Below are 16,087 nucleotides of genomic sequence, written 5' to 3' on the forward strand. Positions count from 1 at the left end.
AACCTCGAAGGATGCAGGGTGGTGCAATGCCAAGCGCGAACGGCGCGGCATGCACGGGGAGGCCCGGTCAGGGGCGGCAGGGATGAAGCAGGCAGCGGCGTGCGGGCACGACCGCGCAGGCGGTCACGCGGGGCCGTGATTCAGGCGAGCGGCGGCGCCTGGCCGCGTTGCTGGCGGCGCCCGGGCGCGTCGGCCCAGGGCGTGTCCGGAGCGGCCAGCGGCCAGTCCGGGCGCACGCCGGGCATGGCCGGCGTGGCGGGTACGAGTTCAAGCTCGGTGCGCAGCCATTGGCTGGCCAGCAGCAACGGCGGGCGCGCCTTCTCGGCCGATTTCACCGGGGCGGCAGCACAGCGGCGCAGTTTGGCCGGTGCTTCTTCCTGCGGGGACGCTTCGCCACCGCGCTCTTCCAGCGGCATCTGCACGGCCATTCCGGCCCGGCCGTGTGGCAGCAGCGGCAGGGTGCCCAGCAGCAAAGCCAGCATCGCCACCCACGCCAGCAGACTGGCCAGCGCAGGACGCTGGCCGCGCATGGCGGTGCCCATCTTGCGATGGATGAGTGGGCGAGGGCGAAGCGGGCGCAGCAAGCAGGGGTCCCCAAGGGTCTGCCGGCAGCGGCCGGCATCAACGGGGCGTGATTGTAATGAGAGCTGTTAGCTGTTGCAAATGAGAATGATTGCTAAATTGTCGCGGATCGGCCGGATGGGGCTCAGACTTCGCTCCAGCGTCGCAGCAGGTTGTGGTACACGCCGGTCAGCTGCAGCACCGCCTCGGCGTCACCGCCGGTCTGCCGCAGGCGCTCGATCGAGCCATCCATTTCCCACAGCAGGCGGCGCTGCACATCGTCGCGGATCATGCTCTGTACCCAGAAGAACGAGGCCACGCGCGCACCGCGGGTGACCGGCCGCACCTGGTGCAGGCTGCTGGACGGATACACGATCAGGTCGCCGGCCGGCAGCTTTACCTCGTGCTCGCCGTAGGTATCGCTGATGATCAGCTCGCCGCCTTCGTATTCGTCCGGATCGGACAGGAACAGGGTGCAGGAGATGTCCGAGCGCAGCTGTTCGCCGTTGGCCAGGTTCATCACCGCGCCATCGACATGGAAGCCATAGGTGCCGCCACCGCTGTAGCGGTTGAAGCGCGGCGGCAGGATCTTCAGGGGCAGCGCGGCAGCAAAGAACAAGGGGCTGCGGCTCAGCGCGGCCAGTAGGTCCCTGCCCAGCTCCGCTTTCAGGGGAGATGCATCGGGTAGCTGCAGATTGTGCTTGACCATCGCGCCCTGTGCACCGACGGTCTCGCGACCGTCGGTCCAGTCTGCAGCGTCGAGTCGCCTGCGTGCCTGCGCCACGTCCTGGGGTGAAAGCACGTCGGGAATGTGCAGCAGCATGGCGGTTCCTTTGGGGGGCGCGGGGGAGTGGGCTCCCCCGCGTGCTGCATCAGAAGCGGATGTCCGCGCTGAGCAGGAAGGTGCGCGGGGCACCCGGGGTGTAACGGTAGCCGCTCTTGTTGATGCTGGCCACGTACTGCTTGTCGAACAGGTTGTAGCCGTTCAAGCGCAGCGAGATCGTCTCATTGATTGCCCAGGACACGACCGCGTCATACACCACGTAGGACTTGGTGAACGACGGGGTGCCCACCGCGCCGTCGGTGCCGCGGTGCATGCCGGCGGCATAGCGTACGCCGCCGCCCACGGTGATGCCGTAGGGCAGGGTGTAGCTGGTCCAGCCGGTGAATGTGTCGTCCGGGGTATAGGTCAGGTTGGTGGTGCCATCGGCGGCCACCTTCGCGCCTTCCCTTACGTCGGTGTCCAGGTGGCTGTATCCGGCGCTGACCGACCAGTTGTCGGTCAGGCGGCCGACTGCGGAGAGCTCCACGCCCTTGACCCGCTTGCTGCCGGTCTGGGTCGGGTTGCCGGCATCGTCGAGCACGGTGGTGTTGATCTCGTTGTCCACGTCCGTCTGGAACAATGCAAGGTTCACTGCCAGAGCGTCATCCAGGAAGGCCCACTTGCTGCCCACTTCGAAGGTCTTGGCCTTCTGCGGATCCAGCTTGGGATTGTCGGCACTGCTGGCCGAGCTGCTCAGCTGGAAGTTGGCGCCACCCGGGGGTTGCTGCGAGATAGCATAGTTGGCGTAGACGCTGACGGTATCGCCGACCTTGTAGAGGGCGCCCAGCTTCCAGTTCAGCAGCGTATCGGACGCGTCCAGCGTCGGGTTGCGCAGCACCGTGCCGGTAGGATTGCCGCCGCACGCCGGGCCGCCGCGGCCACCACACACCGACGCGCTGGCGTACTCGGTCTTGTAGTGGTCCGCACGCACGCCAGCGGTCAACAGGAAGCTTTCGCCGAAGGACAGGGTATCGAACAGGTACACCGAGGAGGTGGTGGTCTTACCATGTGCATCGGCGCCGTTGTGCGCCCAGTTCAGGCCGCTGACGTTCCAGTCCGGGTTGTACAGGTTCGCAGCGGGCCAGCTGGTGCCGGCAGCGGCGGCCTGGCCATAGCTGTCCAGTTCTTCACGGGTGAATTCCAGGCCAGCGCTCAATGCGTGCCCGACCGCGCCGGTGGCGAAGTCGGCGCGCAGGTTCAGCTGATCGGTGAGGATCGTGTTGCGCTGGTCCTTGAAGGTCGGCAGGCTGCGCGCGATGGCGTAGCTGGAAAGGTCGGCCGGGTTAGCATAGGTGATGTTGCCGGTCGGGCGGCCGCCTGCGCCGCGCACGCCGGTGCCCATGAAGGCGGTGAGCAGGTAATCCTGTTCGGTGCGACCCCAGCGGGCGGTGTTGGTCAGGCGCACGCTGTCGTTGAAGTCGTGCTCGAAACGGAACGTGGCCATCTTCGCGGTCACGTCATCGTGGTCGGCGCGGGTGCCGTAGAAGTTCTCCGGATCGACCGGGTGCCCGGCCAGCGCTTCCAGCGTCGGCTGCGGCGTCCAGCCCGGCAGGCCCAGGGTGGGCACGCCACCATCTGGCACGTTGTCCTGCTTCACATACAGCAGGTTGAGGTAGTAGCGGGTGGCGGTACCCAGACCGAAGGCCAGCGACGGTGCGATGCCCCAGCGCTTGTTCTGCACGTGGTCGCGGCCGGGCTGGTCGCTGTCCTGCCACATGCCGTTGATGCGCAGCGCGCTGGTGGTGCCCAGCGACTGGTTCCAGTCGGTGGTGGCGCGGCGCTGCTGGTCGCTGCCCAGCGAAATGCTGGCCGACGTCGCGTCCTGCAGGTTGGCCTGCTTGCTGACAAGGTTGATCGCGCCGGTCGGCGCCGAACGGCCATTGTCGGTGCCGGCCGGCCCCTTGGTCACTTCCACCTGTTCGATGTTGAACACATCGCGCGAGATCGAGCCCAGGTCGCGCACACCGTCCACATACAAGCTGTTGGAGGTGTCGAAGCCGCGCATGAACAGCGCATCGCCGGTGGTCGTGTTGCCGTTCTCGCCGGCATAGAAGGTGCCCACGCCCGGGCTGTTGCGCAGCGCCTCGGTCAGCGTGGTGGCACCCTGCTGGTTGAACAGGTCGCTGGTAATCACTTGGATGGTTTGCGGCGTGTCCTGCAGGCGCTGGGTGAACTTCGGCGAGGCCACCTTGTCGGCTTTGTAGCCCCGGGTGGCGTGCACGTCGATCTTGTCCAGCGTGCGGGCGTTGTCGGTGGCTTCAGCGTGGGCCAGCGTGGGCAGGGTGGCCAGGCCGAGGCCGGCGGCAAGACTGGCGGTGGCCAGCGGCAGGGTACGAAGCGGCGAAGCGTGCTTGCGGCTCTTGATCGGGTTCATGGGCGTCTGCAGAAGGGGAACAGGGAGAGGCGGCCGGCGCGGGCCGCGCGGCAGCAGTACGTAGAACGAGGGGGGGGGGGGCGTGCGGATGCGGCTGCGCATGGCGCAGCAGAGCGTCAGGCCAGCAGCGCGGGCGGTGCGTGGGATGGGGGCTGGCGCCGGCCCGGTGCGAGCACCGGAGGGGTCGGTGTCACCGGCGCCGGAGCGTCTGCAGGTGCATTGTCAGGGTGCTGCAGGCAGAGTCGCCGCAGGGCACGAGGTTTGTCACCGCGACTGCCATCGGGTTCGGATTCAGCGGGGTGCATCGCCTGTTCGTGCGGCAGCACGTGTGGTGGGGACGCGGGCGACACATCATGAGCATACAGAGTCGGCGCATCGGCGGTCGCCGTGTGCCTGCCTTCATGCAACGCAGACCAGCCCAACACCAGCGTCAGCAGCACGGCTACGAGCAGCGGCCACCCTTGACGGGCAAGCTGGCACAGCGTGGCGGTGGGCGCGGGCGAAGCCATGGCGCGGGGGCGGAGTCGTTACGAAGATGTTACGTAGAATAACATAAACGATAATGATTCGCATCTGCGGGGCGTGACGGGCCGCTGGGGCCGCCCCGGAGCGGCCTGGGGGCGCCCTCATGGCCTTCCGGTAGATCCACCTCATGGGTGGATGCTCTCCCGCGGGGCGCCCTCTGGGGGGGGGGGGCTCTCTGGGCTGAGCGCCGCCTCAATCCCGGTCGTCGCGGGTCCAGACAGCGTCGTGCTCGCGCTTCACCGGAAACTTGGGCACAGGGCTGTAGGCCGGGGCACACAGGGCGCGGCCGTCACGCACGTCGAAGCGCGCGCCGTGCAGCACGCACTCCACGCTGCCCTCGGTGGTGTTGAACTCGCCCGAGGACAGCTCGAACTCTTCATGTGTGCACTGGTCTTCCAGCGCGTACAACTCACCGTCGAGGTTGAACACCACGATCGGCGTGCCGGTCACTTCGTCGAACACGCTCTTCATTTCACCCGGCAGCAGCTCGGTGCCGGCACAGACGAAGGTCCAGGTATTGCTCACGCGGCGGCTCCGGCCAGCGGCTTTTCCAGGATTTCGAAGCGCAGGTCGTCGCGCTTGGGAATGCCGAAACGCTCGTCGCCGTACGGGAACGGCTTCTTGATGCCGGTGCGCAGATAGCCGCGGCGCTCGTAGAAGGCGATCAGCTCGTCGCGCACGTCGATCACCGTCATCTGCATCACCGGCACCTTCCATTCGCGTGCGGCGTGCGCTTCGGCGGCGTCCATCAGCTGCTTGCCGACGCCGCCACCCTGCTGGGCCGGGTCGACCGAGAACATGCCGAAGTAGCCCTTGCCGTCGACATCGGCGACGTGGGCGCAGGCTACCAGTTGGCCGTCGCGTTCGGCCAGCAGGATGGTGGAGCGCGGGCGGTCCAGGTCGGCCTGGATGCCTTCGGCATCGATGCGGGCGCCGTCCAGCAGGTCGGCTTCGGTGGTCCAGCCGACGCGGCTGGCATCACCCCGGTAGGCCGAGGTGACGAGGGCAATGAGGGCGGGGATGTCGGCCGGCGTGGCGGCGCGGAAGGTCAGGGTGCTCATGGGGACATTCTAGGTGGAGCGGGGAAGGGCGCGGGAGGCTGCCGCTTGGGTCGACTTTGCCGAGTGTGGCCAATACGCAGGGTTGACGTCGTCTTCATTATTCGTTCATATCCATGGTCAGCACCCGCCCACCGTGAAGCAACGCGTGGCTGTCTGCCGGAGTGGGTGCCGCCTGGTCGAAGGCCAACTGCCGTTCGGCGCAGGTGGGGCACACAGGGACGTCGATCCAGGGAGGATCTTCATGCAGTCTGGCCTCATTTCTCATCCGCGCGCCGCAACGGCTGCCAAGGGTCTGTTTCTCGGTGTCATTGCCCTGTGTGTGCTGGCACCGGTCGGCGTTTCAGCCCAGATCGTTCCCACCTGGCGCCAGGAGTACGACAAGCGGCTGAAGTACGGGGACCTTGTCGAACCGCTGAAGGGCGAGATCTTCGGCGAGCAGGTCAACCTCTATGACGGCTCGATCAGCTTCAAGGCCACGGATATTTCGATTCCAGGCAATGGCGGGCTCGCGGTTTCACTCAGCCGCAGCTACGGGGATGTCAGCGGCGGTGCAAATGACAAGGAATATGGAAACTGGGATCTCGACATTCCGTCGCTTTCAGGCACATACGGAGACCAGCCCGAAACCGCGATCGGCGGGCATTGGATGCCAAGCGCCCGTTGCTCGACAGTTACCGCACCCCCGTCGCTGGATGTCTGGAATTACAAGCATACCCAGACCATCAATTTTTCTCCCCACACCTATTGGGATGGGGTGAGGCTTTCATTGCCGGGCGGAGGCGGTGAAACCGTCCTGGCGGGCAGCGGGGACGCACGCCAGCCAACGCCCCAGATTGGCACGCCAACGCCTTGGAACACAAAAGGGGGATGGTTCTTCTCATGCCTCAGTGCGCTCAAGAGCGGCCAGCCGGGCGAAGGTTTCCTGGGCCACGCGCCAGACGGAACCAAGTACTACTTCGACTGGATGGTGGCGCGCGAGAACGAGTCTGCCGTTCTCCAGCCCTACGACACCATCACCCATGCCACGCTGAAACGGAAAAAGGTCTTCCTCTATCCATCCCAGGTTGTCGATCGTTTCGGCAACTGGGTCCGCTACGAATGGAGTGGCGGGCGGCTGGATCGAATCGTTGCCAACGATGGGCGCAGCATCAGCCTTGCCTATGACTCCCTGGGCCGCATCGCAACCGCAACAGCAGCGGGCCGCACCTGGACCTATGGCTACACTCCGGCCGGTGTGTTGCAGTCGGTGACGCTGCCGGATGGCTCCGCCTGGCGTTACGACCTGCCTCCGGTCCACGTGACGAAGAAGTACCCCGAATACACCGGGCAGGACCCTTCAGCCTACATGGACTTCGCTGGGCTGTGCGCGAAGACGAACAAGATTGTGCAGACCGAGGTCACGGCTACTGTCACACATCCCTCTGGCGCACTCGGTACTTTTGTGTTTCGACCGTTCCGACACGGGCGCAAGAATGTTCCGTTCAACTGCCAGACCTCCGGCGACGATCAGTTGCTGGCCGACGGATGGAATCTCACGCCCCTCTATCGGGACGCGATGTCTTTGGTGGCAAAGCGGATAAGCGGCCCGGGGATGCCCACCGCGCAGTGGAGCTATCAGTACACCAATCTGGGGTGGCAGTACGACAGGAGAGTCGACCAGGCCGGGTGGCCGATGATTCCGGTGGGGCAGGCAGAGCCCAAGATAACGATTGAAACCCTACCCGATGGGGTTATTCGGACCTACGAATTCGGTAAGGAAGTCGGCTACAACGACGGTCTATTGCTGTCCACGACTACCAGCTCTGGTGGCGCGGTGGTTCGCATCGAGCGCAGCAACTACTACCCGGACGCGCAGCTTGCCAGCGCGCCGTTCCCGCGCGAGGCGGGCCGGAATCTCAAGTACGGGGCCAGGGAACTGGGAGAGCATCTGAATCGCCCAGTGCAGAGCACGGTTGTGAATCAGGATGGCGTGCAGTTCACGCGTACTGTGCAGGCCTTTGATGCCTTCGTCCGCGAAGTCACCGTCGCAGAAGCCAATTCCGCAGGCCAGAGTCGCACCACCAGCACCAGCTACTACGACAATCCCGCGCTATGGGTGAACGGCCAGACGGCGCGCAGTGTGCTCAATGGCATCGAACAGTCCCGCACCGAATTCGATACGGCCAAAGCACTGCCGCTGCGAGCCTACGCATTTGGCCGCCTGGCGCAGCAGGTGACCTACGCAGCCGACGGCACGGTTGCCTCGGTGGCCGATGGCCGTGGAAATACCAGCCATCTGTCGGGATGGAAGCGTGGTGTTCCGCAGCAGCTCCGCATGCCGGCCACGCCCGAAGCGCCCAATGGTGCAGTGCGCACGGTTGCCGTGGACGACAACGGTTGGATCACCTCGCTGACCGACGAAACCGGCGCAACCACCAGCTTCAGCTACGACAGCATGGGCAGGCTGCGCAGCCAGCAGTTCCCTGGCGGCGACAGCGTGAACTGGAATGGCGTAACCATGGACCTGCAGCGACTGGGTGGCGCGCAGCTGGGGGTGCCCGCCGGCGCATGGAAGCACTCGCGCACGCAGGGCGGGCGGCGCACGGATACCTACCTGGATGCGATGTTCCGCCCGGTGCTGGTGACCGAGAACGCCAACAACGTGCTGGACAGCGCCGTGGTGACCCGCTACGACACCAGCGGCAAGACCGTGTTTGCCTCGTATCCCACGCGGCAGCTCTCCGATATCAATGCCGCCCTGACCGGCACCACGACGCAGTACGACGCGTTGGGCCGCCCCACCGTGGTCAGTCAATCGTCCGAGCTTGGGGCACTGGTTACCCGCACCGAGTACGTGGGCAACCTGTCGGTGAAGGTGACCAACCCCCGCGGCCAGGCCACGACGACCCGTCATCTTGCCTACGACCAGCCCAGCTACGAGATGCCGCTGACGCTGCAGCACCCGGAAGGCGTGGTGACCGAGATCCAGCGCGACACGCTGGGCAAGCCGCTGGCGATCACCCGCCGCAATGCAGACGGCAGCCAGTCGCTCACCCGCCGCTACGTCTATGACGGCTACCAGCAGCTGTGCAAGACCATCGAGCCGGAAACCGGTGCGACCGTGCAGGACTACGACGCGGCAGGCAACGTGCTGTGGTCGGCGGCCGGCACGGGTTTGACCAGCACCACCGACTGCAACCGAAGTGAAGCCCTGGCCAGCGGACGTGCGGTGAAGCGTAGTTACGACGCCGCCAACCGCTTGTCGTCCCTGATCTTCCCGGATGGGCGCGGAAATCAGAACTGGTCCTACGCGCCTGATGGTCTGCCGGCCGAGATCAGCACGCAGAACGATCCGGCCCGGCCGATGGTCGTCAACCGCTACCAGTACAACCGCCGCCGCCTGCTCAGCGGCGAAACCCTGCAGCATCCGGATCTGGGAAGCCTGAGCCTGGCCTATGGCTACGATGCCAACGGCACACTGGCCAGCAATACCTATCCGGGTGGGCGTGTCGTCAGCTATACGCCGGACGCACTGGGTCGGGCGACGACGGTCGGCGGCTATGCGAAGGAGGCCAGTTACTTTGCCAACGGCGCGTTGGCCCGCTTCGTATATGGCAATGGGATCGTGCACACGTTGACCCAGAATGCCCGCGGGCTGCCCGACCGCAGCCGCGATGCCACCGCAGCGGCCGCAGTGCTGGATGACAGCTATGACTACGATGCTGGCGGCAACGTGATGGCCATTTCCGATGGCCTGCCCGGGGCGCCCGGTAACCGGGATATGACCTATGACGGCCTGGACCGGTTGCGGACGGTCACTGCACCGGGCTTCGGCAACGCATTGTATGAGTATGACGCGCTGGACAACCTGCGCCGTGCCAAGGTTGGCAGCCGCGATCGTACGCACTATTTCGATCCGACCAATCGGCTGGTCAACGTGATCGAAACCGGAACCGGGGCGACCGTGACCGGTCTTGGCTATGACGTGCAGGGCAATCTTTCGGTGCGCAATGGTCAAGCTTTCACGTTTGACTACGGCAACCGGCTGCGCGCGGCGGGGACGGCAGAGAGCTACGAGTACGACGCCCACGGTCGCCGGGTGAAGGGCGGGGCCAGTGGCAAGGGGGCAATCTACTCGTTCTACGACAACGGCGGCGTGCTGCGATTCCAGCGTAACGAACGCACCGGCAAGCAGACCGACTATCTCTATCTGTCAGGCAGCCTGGTCTCCCAGGTGCATGGTGAAGCCGCACCCAGCGTTCCCGCGCTGAGTGCGCCGGGCTACATCACCCAGGGCAGCGTGAACCTGACCTGGAGCCCTGCCGGTGGTGCCAACCGCTATGAGTTGCAGCGTGCCCTTGCAGGCACCTGGAGTACGGTCTTCGATGGCGCGGCGCAATCGTTCACCAGCACCGGTCTGGTCACGGGAACCTATCAGTTCCGCGTGCGCGGTTGCAGGACGGTGTGCGGCGGATGGAGCAATGTCGCATCAGTGGCCGTGGCATTGGCGCCATCCACCGTACCGACCTTGAACCTGCCTGCCACGGCCTTCAATGGCAGTTACAGCGTGGCATGGTCTGCGGCCTCCGGTGCCGAGCGCTATGAGCTGGAGGAAAGCGCCAATGGCGGCGCTTGGGTCCAGGTGCACAACGCCATCGGTCAGTCCAAGGCCTTCAGTGGCAAGGCAGCGGGAAGCTACAACTACCGGGTTCGCGCATGTAACCCGGTGGGGTGCACGGGATACAGCGCCACGGCTGCGGTGACGGTGGTGTATCCGCCTGCCACTGCGCCAGGTCTCTCTGCGCCGGCACGCGCTGCGCCGGGTAGTATCGGCATTGGCTGGAACGGGGTGGCTGGTGCCACGCGTTACACCTTGCAGGAGAGCAGTAATGGTGGCGGATGGGTCACGCTGTTCGACGGCAACGCGGGTTCCTATGCCACCGCTGTGCGTGGTGTGGGCAGCTATGGTTATCGGGTTGCCGCCTGCAATGGCGCAGGCTGCGGGCCGTGGTCGGCCACGTCGACGGTAGCGGTGATCGGGCCGCCGACGATCGAGCCGGTGATCAGCGCGCCGGGCCTGGTGAACGTGCCGCAGTACAGCCTGAGCTGGTCGGTGCCGGCCAACAGCGAGAGCTTCGTGCTGGAGGAGAGTGCCAATGGTGGTGGCTGGACGGTGGTGCATAACGGCGGCGGGAACAGCTTTGGTGCCAGCCGTGGCAAAGGCAGCTACGCCTATCGTGTGAGGGCGTGCAACTTCGCTGGGTGCAGTCCGTACTCCGGAGTCGTGACTGTTGCGGTGGTGTTGCCGCCGGGGGCGACGAGCCTTTATCTGGCAGAGTGGCTGACCACACGCAGGCCGCCTTATCAGGTCCAGTGTTCTGCCGGGTGGAGCCCGGTGGCAGATGCAACGGAGTATCAGCTCGAAAGCGGTGGCGGTGGCCAGCGTTTGTACACGGGCCCCCAGACCTACGTGAACGACAGTGGCGGGGCATACTGCGCGCATGAGTATCGCGTGCGTGCCTGCAACGCAGGTGGTTGCTCACCGTGGTCGGCCGAACGGCCGGTCACCCGCGGCGTACTGAGTTGGGACTAAGCCATGAACGGACTCTCTTCGCTGTTGATTCGGGCGGTACTCGCGGTGGTGGTGCTGGTGGCCTGCGTGGCTCCGGCAGTTGCACAGGAAGTCGTCGAGTACATCCACACTGATGCACTGGGTTCACCGGTGGCGATCACCGATGCTGGTGGAAATGTCATCGAGCGTACGGTGTATGAGCCGTATGGGGCGGTGGTCAACCGGCCGTTGAAGGATGGGCCGGGATATACGGGGCATGTGACGGACTCGGGGACCGGGTTGATCTACATGCAGCAGAGGTATTTCGACCCAAGTACTGGCGTATTCCTTTCAGTTGATCCCGTCGCGGCGGATACGGTGACGGGAGGAAATTTTGCGAGATATCTCTATGCGAATGGGAATCCTTACAAGTATGCCGATCCAGATGGGCGGATCGGTAAGCTAATCGCGGAATTGATAAAGAAAATTCTTCCTAAGATTTTGCCAAAGGCATCGCCAAAGCCCGCTCCCAAGGCTGCTCCCAAAGGTTCTCCTCGCACGGAGAAAAAGCCTGATAGTTCTAAGCCGGAATCAGCAGGTGGCGAAGGTTCTGGAAATCGATTTCCTGATCGAGATCTACCGCGAGATCAACACGGAAATCCCACCCCGGATCCTGGTGCAAAAGGACCACATACTCAGCTTGGTCAGAAGGACGGAAGGAAGTCACGATATGATCAGGCTCGAGAGTTCGATGGGGATGGAAAGCCGGTGAAAGACATTGATTTCACTGACCACGGTCGCCCAAGTCAGCATGTGAATCCACATGAACACCCGTATGTTCCGAATAAGACGGGCGGAACACCAATGCGTGGCGATGAAAGACCATTGAATGGAGGGTAGGTCATGAGTGAAGGGTTTGCCCAATTTCCTATTACAGGGAGAGCAGTTGCTGATGCACTCGAGTCGCTCGCGGGACCTGGAGATATCTGGGAGGTTTCAGCCGTTGAAACATTAACTTCAGCGGATGACGTGCTGCTGGGTGACCTGTGGCGACGCGTGGTCGCGGGGGACAGGGTCTTCGCTACTCGAGAGATTTGCTCCGCACTGGTAAGAGCAGATCAGGTGGTTACCCTGTATGCGCGTCTGATTGGCAAAGACAATGTTCACCTCTACATTGATGATGGCATTGCTGCCTCTGATGACGGAATTAAGGAAGGCCGCTAGATGAGGAGGGTTTGCTGGCGCAGCTGAGGACGTTGATGGCCCCGCGGAATACATCAGAGGTCATATTGCGCCCTTGAACGCATCGGTTCCATAGCTGTTTGCTGCGTAGAAGATTGGGTGTGCAGGTGCTATTTGATGGAGTAGCCTCAAAAGGAGGAGCTGAGTGCCAGGGTTTGTTGAAAGCTTCCCCATTTTGGCTTCCATTATTCTAGGCGCCATGTGGATAAACGCATCTGCGGCTCACAGGATACTGCTTAAAATCGAGCGTGAACGGCCGGAAGTACTCGCTGCAGTCGGAATCATCAAGGTTGATTGGTGGCTTAGGTGCTTGCGCGGTATTGCAGTGCTTGCCCTTACTTCCAAAGGGCAGACGCTCCATCAGGGGGAACGGTGGGTGTTGAGGGGCGTCGTGATGATGTACGTCTTCTTGATTGCCTCCGGGGTATCCATGCTTGTTGGCATGTAAAAGACGGCGCCTCAAGGCCGTTGATGGTGGATGGATCGGCATTACGGTGAGATTGCCCGTTCCTGGCATCACTCGGTGTTTCCCGGTCACGCCTCTGCTTGCTTTCGTCCAGCGCGCAATAAAAAAACGCCGCAGTTTCCTGCGGCGCTCTCATACTTCCCCGATTCTGGCGAATCCTCAGCCCAGCAGCTTTCGCACCTTCGTCAATGCCGTCATGAACCGCTCGATCTCGGCATGCGTGTTGTAGAACGCCAGCGAAGCTCGGCAGGTAGCCGCGACGCCGAAGTACTGCAGCAGCGGGTGTGCGCAGTGTTGGCCCGAGCGCACGGCCACGCCTTCCAGGTCGAGCAGGGTCGCCAGGTCGTGCGCATGCGCGCCATCGATCAGGAAAGAGACCACCGCAGCCTTCTCCGGCGCTTCGCCGATGATGCGCAGGCCGTCGACGCGGCGCAGCTCTTCGGTGAAGTGCGCCAGCAGTTCGGCTTCGCGGGCTTCCACGTTCTCCTGGCCAAGCTGCTGCAGGTAGTCGGCAGCCACACCCAGGCCGATGAAACCGGCGATGTTCGGGGTGCCGGCTTCGAACTTGTGCGGGGCATCGTTGAACACGGTGCCGTCGAAGCTGACTTCCTTGATCATCTCGCCGCCGCCGAGGAACGGCGGCATCGCATCCAGATGCTCGCGGCGCGCCCACAGTGCGCCGGTGCCGGTCGGGCCGCACATCTTGTGGCCGGTGATGGCGTAGAAATCGCAGCCGATCGCGGCGACGTCGACCTTGCGGTGCGGCACGGCCTGCGAGCCATCGACCACGGTGATGATGCCGCGCTTGCGCGCTTCACGGCAGATCTCGCGCACCGGATTGACCGTACCCAGCACGTTGGAGACATGGGTGACCGCCAGCAGCTTGACTTCCGGGGTCATCGCCGCGCGCAGCGCATCCAGGTCCAGCGCGCCATCAGGGGTGATCTCGGCTACGCGGATGGTGGCGCCGGTACGCTGCGCGACCAGCTGCCACGGCACGATGTTGGCGTGGTGCTCCATGCGCGTGATCAGGATCACGTCACCAGCCTTCAGTCGCGGCAGCGCCCACGAGTAGGCCACCAGGTTGATGGCGAAGGTGGTGCCACTGCACAGCACCAGGTCGCTGGGACGCACGTTCAGGAAGCGCGCCAGCTTGTTGCGTGCGCCTTCGTAGGCATCGGTGGCCTCGCTGCCCAGTGCATGCACCGCACGGCTGACGTTGGCGTTGTAGCGGCGGTAGAACTCGTCCACCGCGCCGATCACCTGCACCGGCTTCTGGCCGGTGTTGGCATTGTCGAAATAGACCAGCGGCTTGCCATGCACTTCACGCATCAGCAGCGGGAAGTCGAGGCGGACGCGGTCCCAGTCGGGGGCGCCGGCGCGTTCTTCGATCGGTCGCGGCGTGGACAGGTTCATGCCACACCCGCCTCGGCGAGGGCCTTGTCCAGGCGACGTGCCAGCTGCGCACGCAGCGCGTCCGGCAGGACCTTCAGCGGCTCGTGGCAGAACGCGGCGCTCAGCAGAGCCTGCGCCTGTGCCTGCGGCAGGCCGCGCGAGCGCAGGTAGAACAGCGCATTGGCGTCGAGCTGGCCGACAGTCGCACCGTGTGCGGCCTTCACTTCATCGGCGTCGATCACCAGCGTCGGCTGGGTGTCGATCTCGGCATCGGCCGACAGCAGCAGGTTCTTGTTGGACAGGTTCGCGTCGGTGCCATCGGCGCCTTCGCGGATCTGGATGCCACCATGGAACACCACGCGGCTGCGGTTGGCGGCGACGCCGCGCCACAGCAGTTCGCAGGAGGTATCGCGTGCGATGTGGTCGATGCCCAGGCGGGTTTCGACGTGGCGGCGGCCATTGCCAAGCAGCACGCCGTTGGCGGTCAGCTGGGCATTGTCGCCTTCCAGGCGCACGTTCAGTTCATGGCGGCTGAGCGCGGCGCCCAGTTCCAGGTCGACGCGGTGGTACTGCGCGTCGCGCGCCAGCACGGCGTCGGTGCGCAGGAAGCTGGTCTGGCGCGCGCTGCCGGCCTGCACGCGGGCGTGCTTGAGCACGGCATCACGGGCGACGTGGGCATGCAGCACGGTGTTGTCCAGGTGGGCGGAGTCACCCACGCTGAAGCGGTGCTCGACCACGCCCAGGCTGGTGCCGGCACGCAGTTCGATCAGGTGACGGTGGTGCCAGGCCAGATCGGTGTCGCCGGCGACGCTGGCGAATACCAGCTGCAGCGGCGTTTCGACCTGCACGCCTTCATCCACGCGCAGCACCGCGCCTTCATCGGCAAGCGCAGCGTTGAGGCGGGAGAAGATCTCTTCGCTGCGCTCGTAGCGACGGCCAAGGAAACGCACGGCGTCTTCGCCGGAGGCCAGTGCGGCCGACAGCGGCTGCAGCTGCACGCCGGCCGGCAGCGCCTGCACGTCGCTCAGCGCGGCATCCAGGCGGCCGTTGACGAACACCAGGCGCGGTGCCGGGATGTCCTCCAGCAGCGCGGCATCCAGCGCCGGGCCCTGCAGTGGTGCAGCCGCGAACGCACGGCGCTCCAGCTGGCGCAGCGAGGTGTACTTCCAGGCTTCGTTGCGGGCGGCCGGCAGGCCGTCGCGCAGGGCCGCGTCCAGCACTTCGCGGCGCGCATCGCTGCCGCAGAAGGCCTGGGCCATCGAATCAAGCAGGGCGCTCATCAGACCGCCGCCTCGGGCACGACCCGGTCCTTCAGGAAATCATAGCCGTGCGCTTCCAGTTCCAGGGCCAGCTCCGGGCCGCCACTCTTGACGATGCGGCCATCGGCCAGCACGTGCACCACGTCCGGCTTGATGTAGTCCAGCAGGCGCTGGTAGTGGGTGATGACCAGGAACGAACGGTCGGCGGCGCGCAGTGCATTGACACCATCGGCCACGCTCTTCAGCGCATCGATGTCCAGGCCCGAGTCGGTTTCGTCCAGGATCGCCAGCTTCGGTTCGAGCACGGCCAGCTGGAAGATCTCGTTGCGCTTCTTCTCGCCGCCGGAGAAGCCTTCGTTGACGCCACGGTGCAGCAGTTCGTCCTTCAGGTGCAGCACGGCCAGCTTCTGGCGCACCAGCTTGAGGAACTGCATGGAATCGAGTTCTTCCTCACCGCGCGCCTTGCGCTGGGCGTTCAGTGCCGCGCGCAGGAAGTAGGTGTTGTTCACGCCCGGGATTTCCACCGGGTACTGGAACGCCAGGAACAGGCCGGCGGCGGCGCGCGCTTCCGGGTCCTGCTCCAGCAGGTCGACGCCGTCGAACTGCACGCTGCCTCCGGTCACTTCGTAGCCGTCGCGGCCGGCCAGGACATTGCCCAGGGTGGACTTGCCGGCGCCGTTCGGGCCCATGATGGCGTGCACCTGGCCCGGCTGGACGTCCAGCGACAGGCCCTTGAGGATTTCCTTGTCGCCGATGCGGGCGTGGAGGTTTTCGATCTTCAGCATGGTGGGGGTTTCCGTGGGGCGGGCCGCGGCCCGCCGGTAAAGAGAATGCGTTTGCGAGGGGCAGGG

Annotated in this window: 11 protein-coding genes; 3 read left to right on the forward strand and 8 right to left on the reverse strand. The window is 64.7% G+C overall.

What is annotated here, in order from left to right; translation table 11 throughout:
• Nucleotides 1–140: 140 nt before the first annotated feature.
• The 5 genes from ACZK2R_RS04920 to ACZK2R_RS04940 all read right to left on the reverse strand — a co-directional run bounded on the left by ACZK2R_RS04920 (nt 141) and on the right by ACZK2R_RS04940 (nt 5,344).
• Complete coding sequence (locus tag ACZK2R_RS04920; protein WP_125894185.1) at nt 141–542, reverse strand: hypothetical protein; 402 nt, start codon at nt 540–542, stop codon at nt 141–143.
• Between the two features lie 164 nt (nt 543–706).
• Complete coding sequence (locus tag ACZK2R_RS04925) at nt 707–1,384, reverse strand: Fe2+-dependent dioxygenase (protein ID WP_049463140.1); 678 nt, start codon at nt 1,382–1,384, stop codon at nt 707–709.
• Nucleotides 1,385–1,433: 49 nt separating this feature from the next.
• Complete coding sequence (locus ACZK2R_RS04930; RefSeq protein ID WP_125894187.1) at nt 1,434–3,758, reverse strand: catecholate siderophore receptor Fiu; 2,325 nt, start codon at nt 3,756–3,758, stop codon at nt 1,434–1,436.
• Between the two features lie 717 nt (nt 3,759–4,475).
• On the reverse strand, nt 4,476–4,808 hold the full coding sequence (locus tag ACZK2R_RS04935) for a non-heme iron oxygenase ferredoxin subunit (RefSeq protein ID WP_125894189.1): 333 nt from the start codon (nt 4,806–4,808) through the stop codon (nt 4,476–4,478).
• On the reverse strand, nt 4,805–5,344 hold the full coding sequence (locus ACZK2R_RS04940) for a GNAT family N-acetyltransferase (protein ID WP_032129242.1): 540 nt from the start codon (nt 5,342–5,344) through the stop codon (nt 4,805–4,807). The genes ACZK2R_RS04935 and ACZK2R_RS04940 overlap by 4 nt, the downstream gene beginning before the upstream one ends.
• 241 nt (nt 5,345–5,585) lie before the next feature.
• On the opposite strand from ACZK2R_RS04940, the gene ACZK2R_RS04945 reads away from it, so the two are divergent.
• Genes ACZK2R_RS04945 through ACZK2R_RS04955 form a run of 3 tightly spaced genes read left to right on the forward strand, consistent with a single transcriptional unit; the run spans nt 5,586 to nt 12,098 of the window.
• On the forward strand, nt 5,586–10,916 hold the full coding sequence (locus tag ACZK2R_RS04945) for a wall-associated protein (RefSeq protein ID WP_125894191.1): 5,331 nt from the start codon (nt 5,586–5,588) through the stop codon (nt 10,914–10,916).
• Nucleotides 10,917–10,919: 3 nt separating this feature from the next.
• Complete coding sequence (locus tag ACZK2R_RS04950) at nt 10,920–11,774, forward strand: RHS repeat-associated core domain-containing protein (RefSeq protein WP_219630964.1); 855 nt, start codon at nt 10,920–10,922, stop codon at nt 11,772–11,774.
• A 3-nt stretch (nt 11,775–11,777) separates the two neighbouring features.
• On the forward strand, nt 11,778–12,098 hold the full coding sequence (locus ACZK2R_RS04955; protein ID WP_180838139.1) for an apurinic/apyrimidinic endonuclease family protein: 321 nt from the start codon (nt 11,778–11,780) through the stop codon (nt 12,096–12,098).
• A 643-nt stretch (nt 12,099–12,741) separates the two neighbouring features.
• Here the strand turns inward: ACZK2R_RS04955 and ACZK2R_RS04960 are convergent.
• From ACZK2R_RS04960 to sufC, 3 genes are read right to left on the reverse strand one after another with little or no spacing between them, the layout of a single operon-like run.
• A complete protein-coding gene (locus ACZK2R_RS04960) occupies nt 12,742–13,998 on the reverse strand; it encodes a cysteine desulfurase (RefSeq protein ID WP_121503983.1) in 1,257 nt (418 codons plus the stop codon).
• A complete protein-coding gene (sufD, locus tag ACZK2R_RS04965; RefSeq protein ID WP_180838140.1) occupies nt 13,995–15,257 on the reverse strand; it encodes a Fe-S cluster assembly protein SufD in 1,263 nt (420 codons plus the stop codon). The genes ACZK2R_RS04960 and sufD overlap by 4 nt, the downstream gene beginning before the upstream one ends.
• The gene (gene sufC / locus ACZK2R_RS04970; RefSeq protein ID WP_171952363.1) at nt 15,257–16,021 is read right to left on the reverse strand and encodes a Fe-S cluster assembly ATPase SufC; all 765 of its coding nucleotides are present in this window, start codon (nt 16,019–16,021) and stop codon (nt 15,257–15,259) included. The genes sufD and sufC overlap by 1 nt, the downstream gene beginning before the upstream one ends.
• Between the last annotated feature and the right edge of the window lie 66 nt (nt 16,022–16,087).

It is taken from the genome of Stenotrophomonas sp. 96582_Sma (assembly GCF_056480905.1).

What these genes read in the sequence shown, in the direction of transcription:
- ACZK2R_RS04955 (WP_180838139.1), top strand. Translation starts at nt 11,778, where the DNA reads ATGAGTGAAGGGTTTGCCCAATTTCCTATTACAGGGAGAGCAGTTGCT.
- sufC (WP_171952363.1), bottom strand. Translation starts at nt 16,021, where the DNA reads ATGCTGAAGATCGAAAACCTCCACGCCCGCATCGGCGACAAGGAAATC.
- sufD (WP_180838140.1), bottom strand. Translation starts at nt 15,257, where the DNA reads ATGAGCGCCCTGCTTGATTCGATGGCCCAGGCCTTCTGCGGCAGCGAT.
- ACZK2R_RS04930 (WP_125894187.1), bottom strand. Translation starts at nt 3,758, where the DNA reads ATGAACCCGATCAAGAGCCGCAAGCACGCTTCGCCGCTTCGTACCCTG.
- ACZK2R_RS04945 (WP_125894191.1), top strand. Translation starts at nt 5,586, where the DNA reads ATGCAGTCTGGCCTCATTTCTCATCCGCGCGCCGCAACGGCTGCCAAG.
- ACZK2R_RS04960 (WP_121503983.1), bottom strand. Translation starts at nt 13,998, where the DNA reads ATGAACCTGTCCACGCCGCGACCGATCGAAGAACGCGCCGGCGCCCCC.
- ACZK2R_RS04950 (WP_219630964.1), top strand. Translation starts at nt 10,920, where the DNA reads ATGAACGGACTCTCTTCGCTGTTGATTCGGGCGGTACTCGCGGTGGTG.
- ACZK2R_RS04920 (WP_125894185.1), bottom strand. Translation starts at nt 542, where the DNA reads ATGGGCACCGCCATGCGCGGCCAGCGTCCTGCGCTGGCCAGTCTGCTG.
- ACZK2R_RS04925 (WP_049463140.1), bottom strand. Translation starts at nt 1,384, where the DNA reads ATGCTGCTGCACATTCCCGACGTGCTTTCACCCCAGGACGTGGCGCAG.
- ACZK2R_RS04940 (WP_032129242.1), bottom strand. Translation starts at nt 5,344, where the DNA reads ATGAGCACCCTGACCTTCCGCGCCGCCACGCCGGCCGACATCCCCGCC.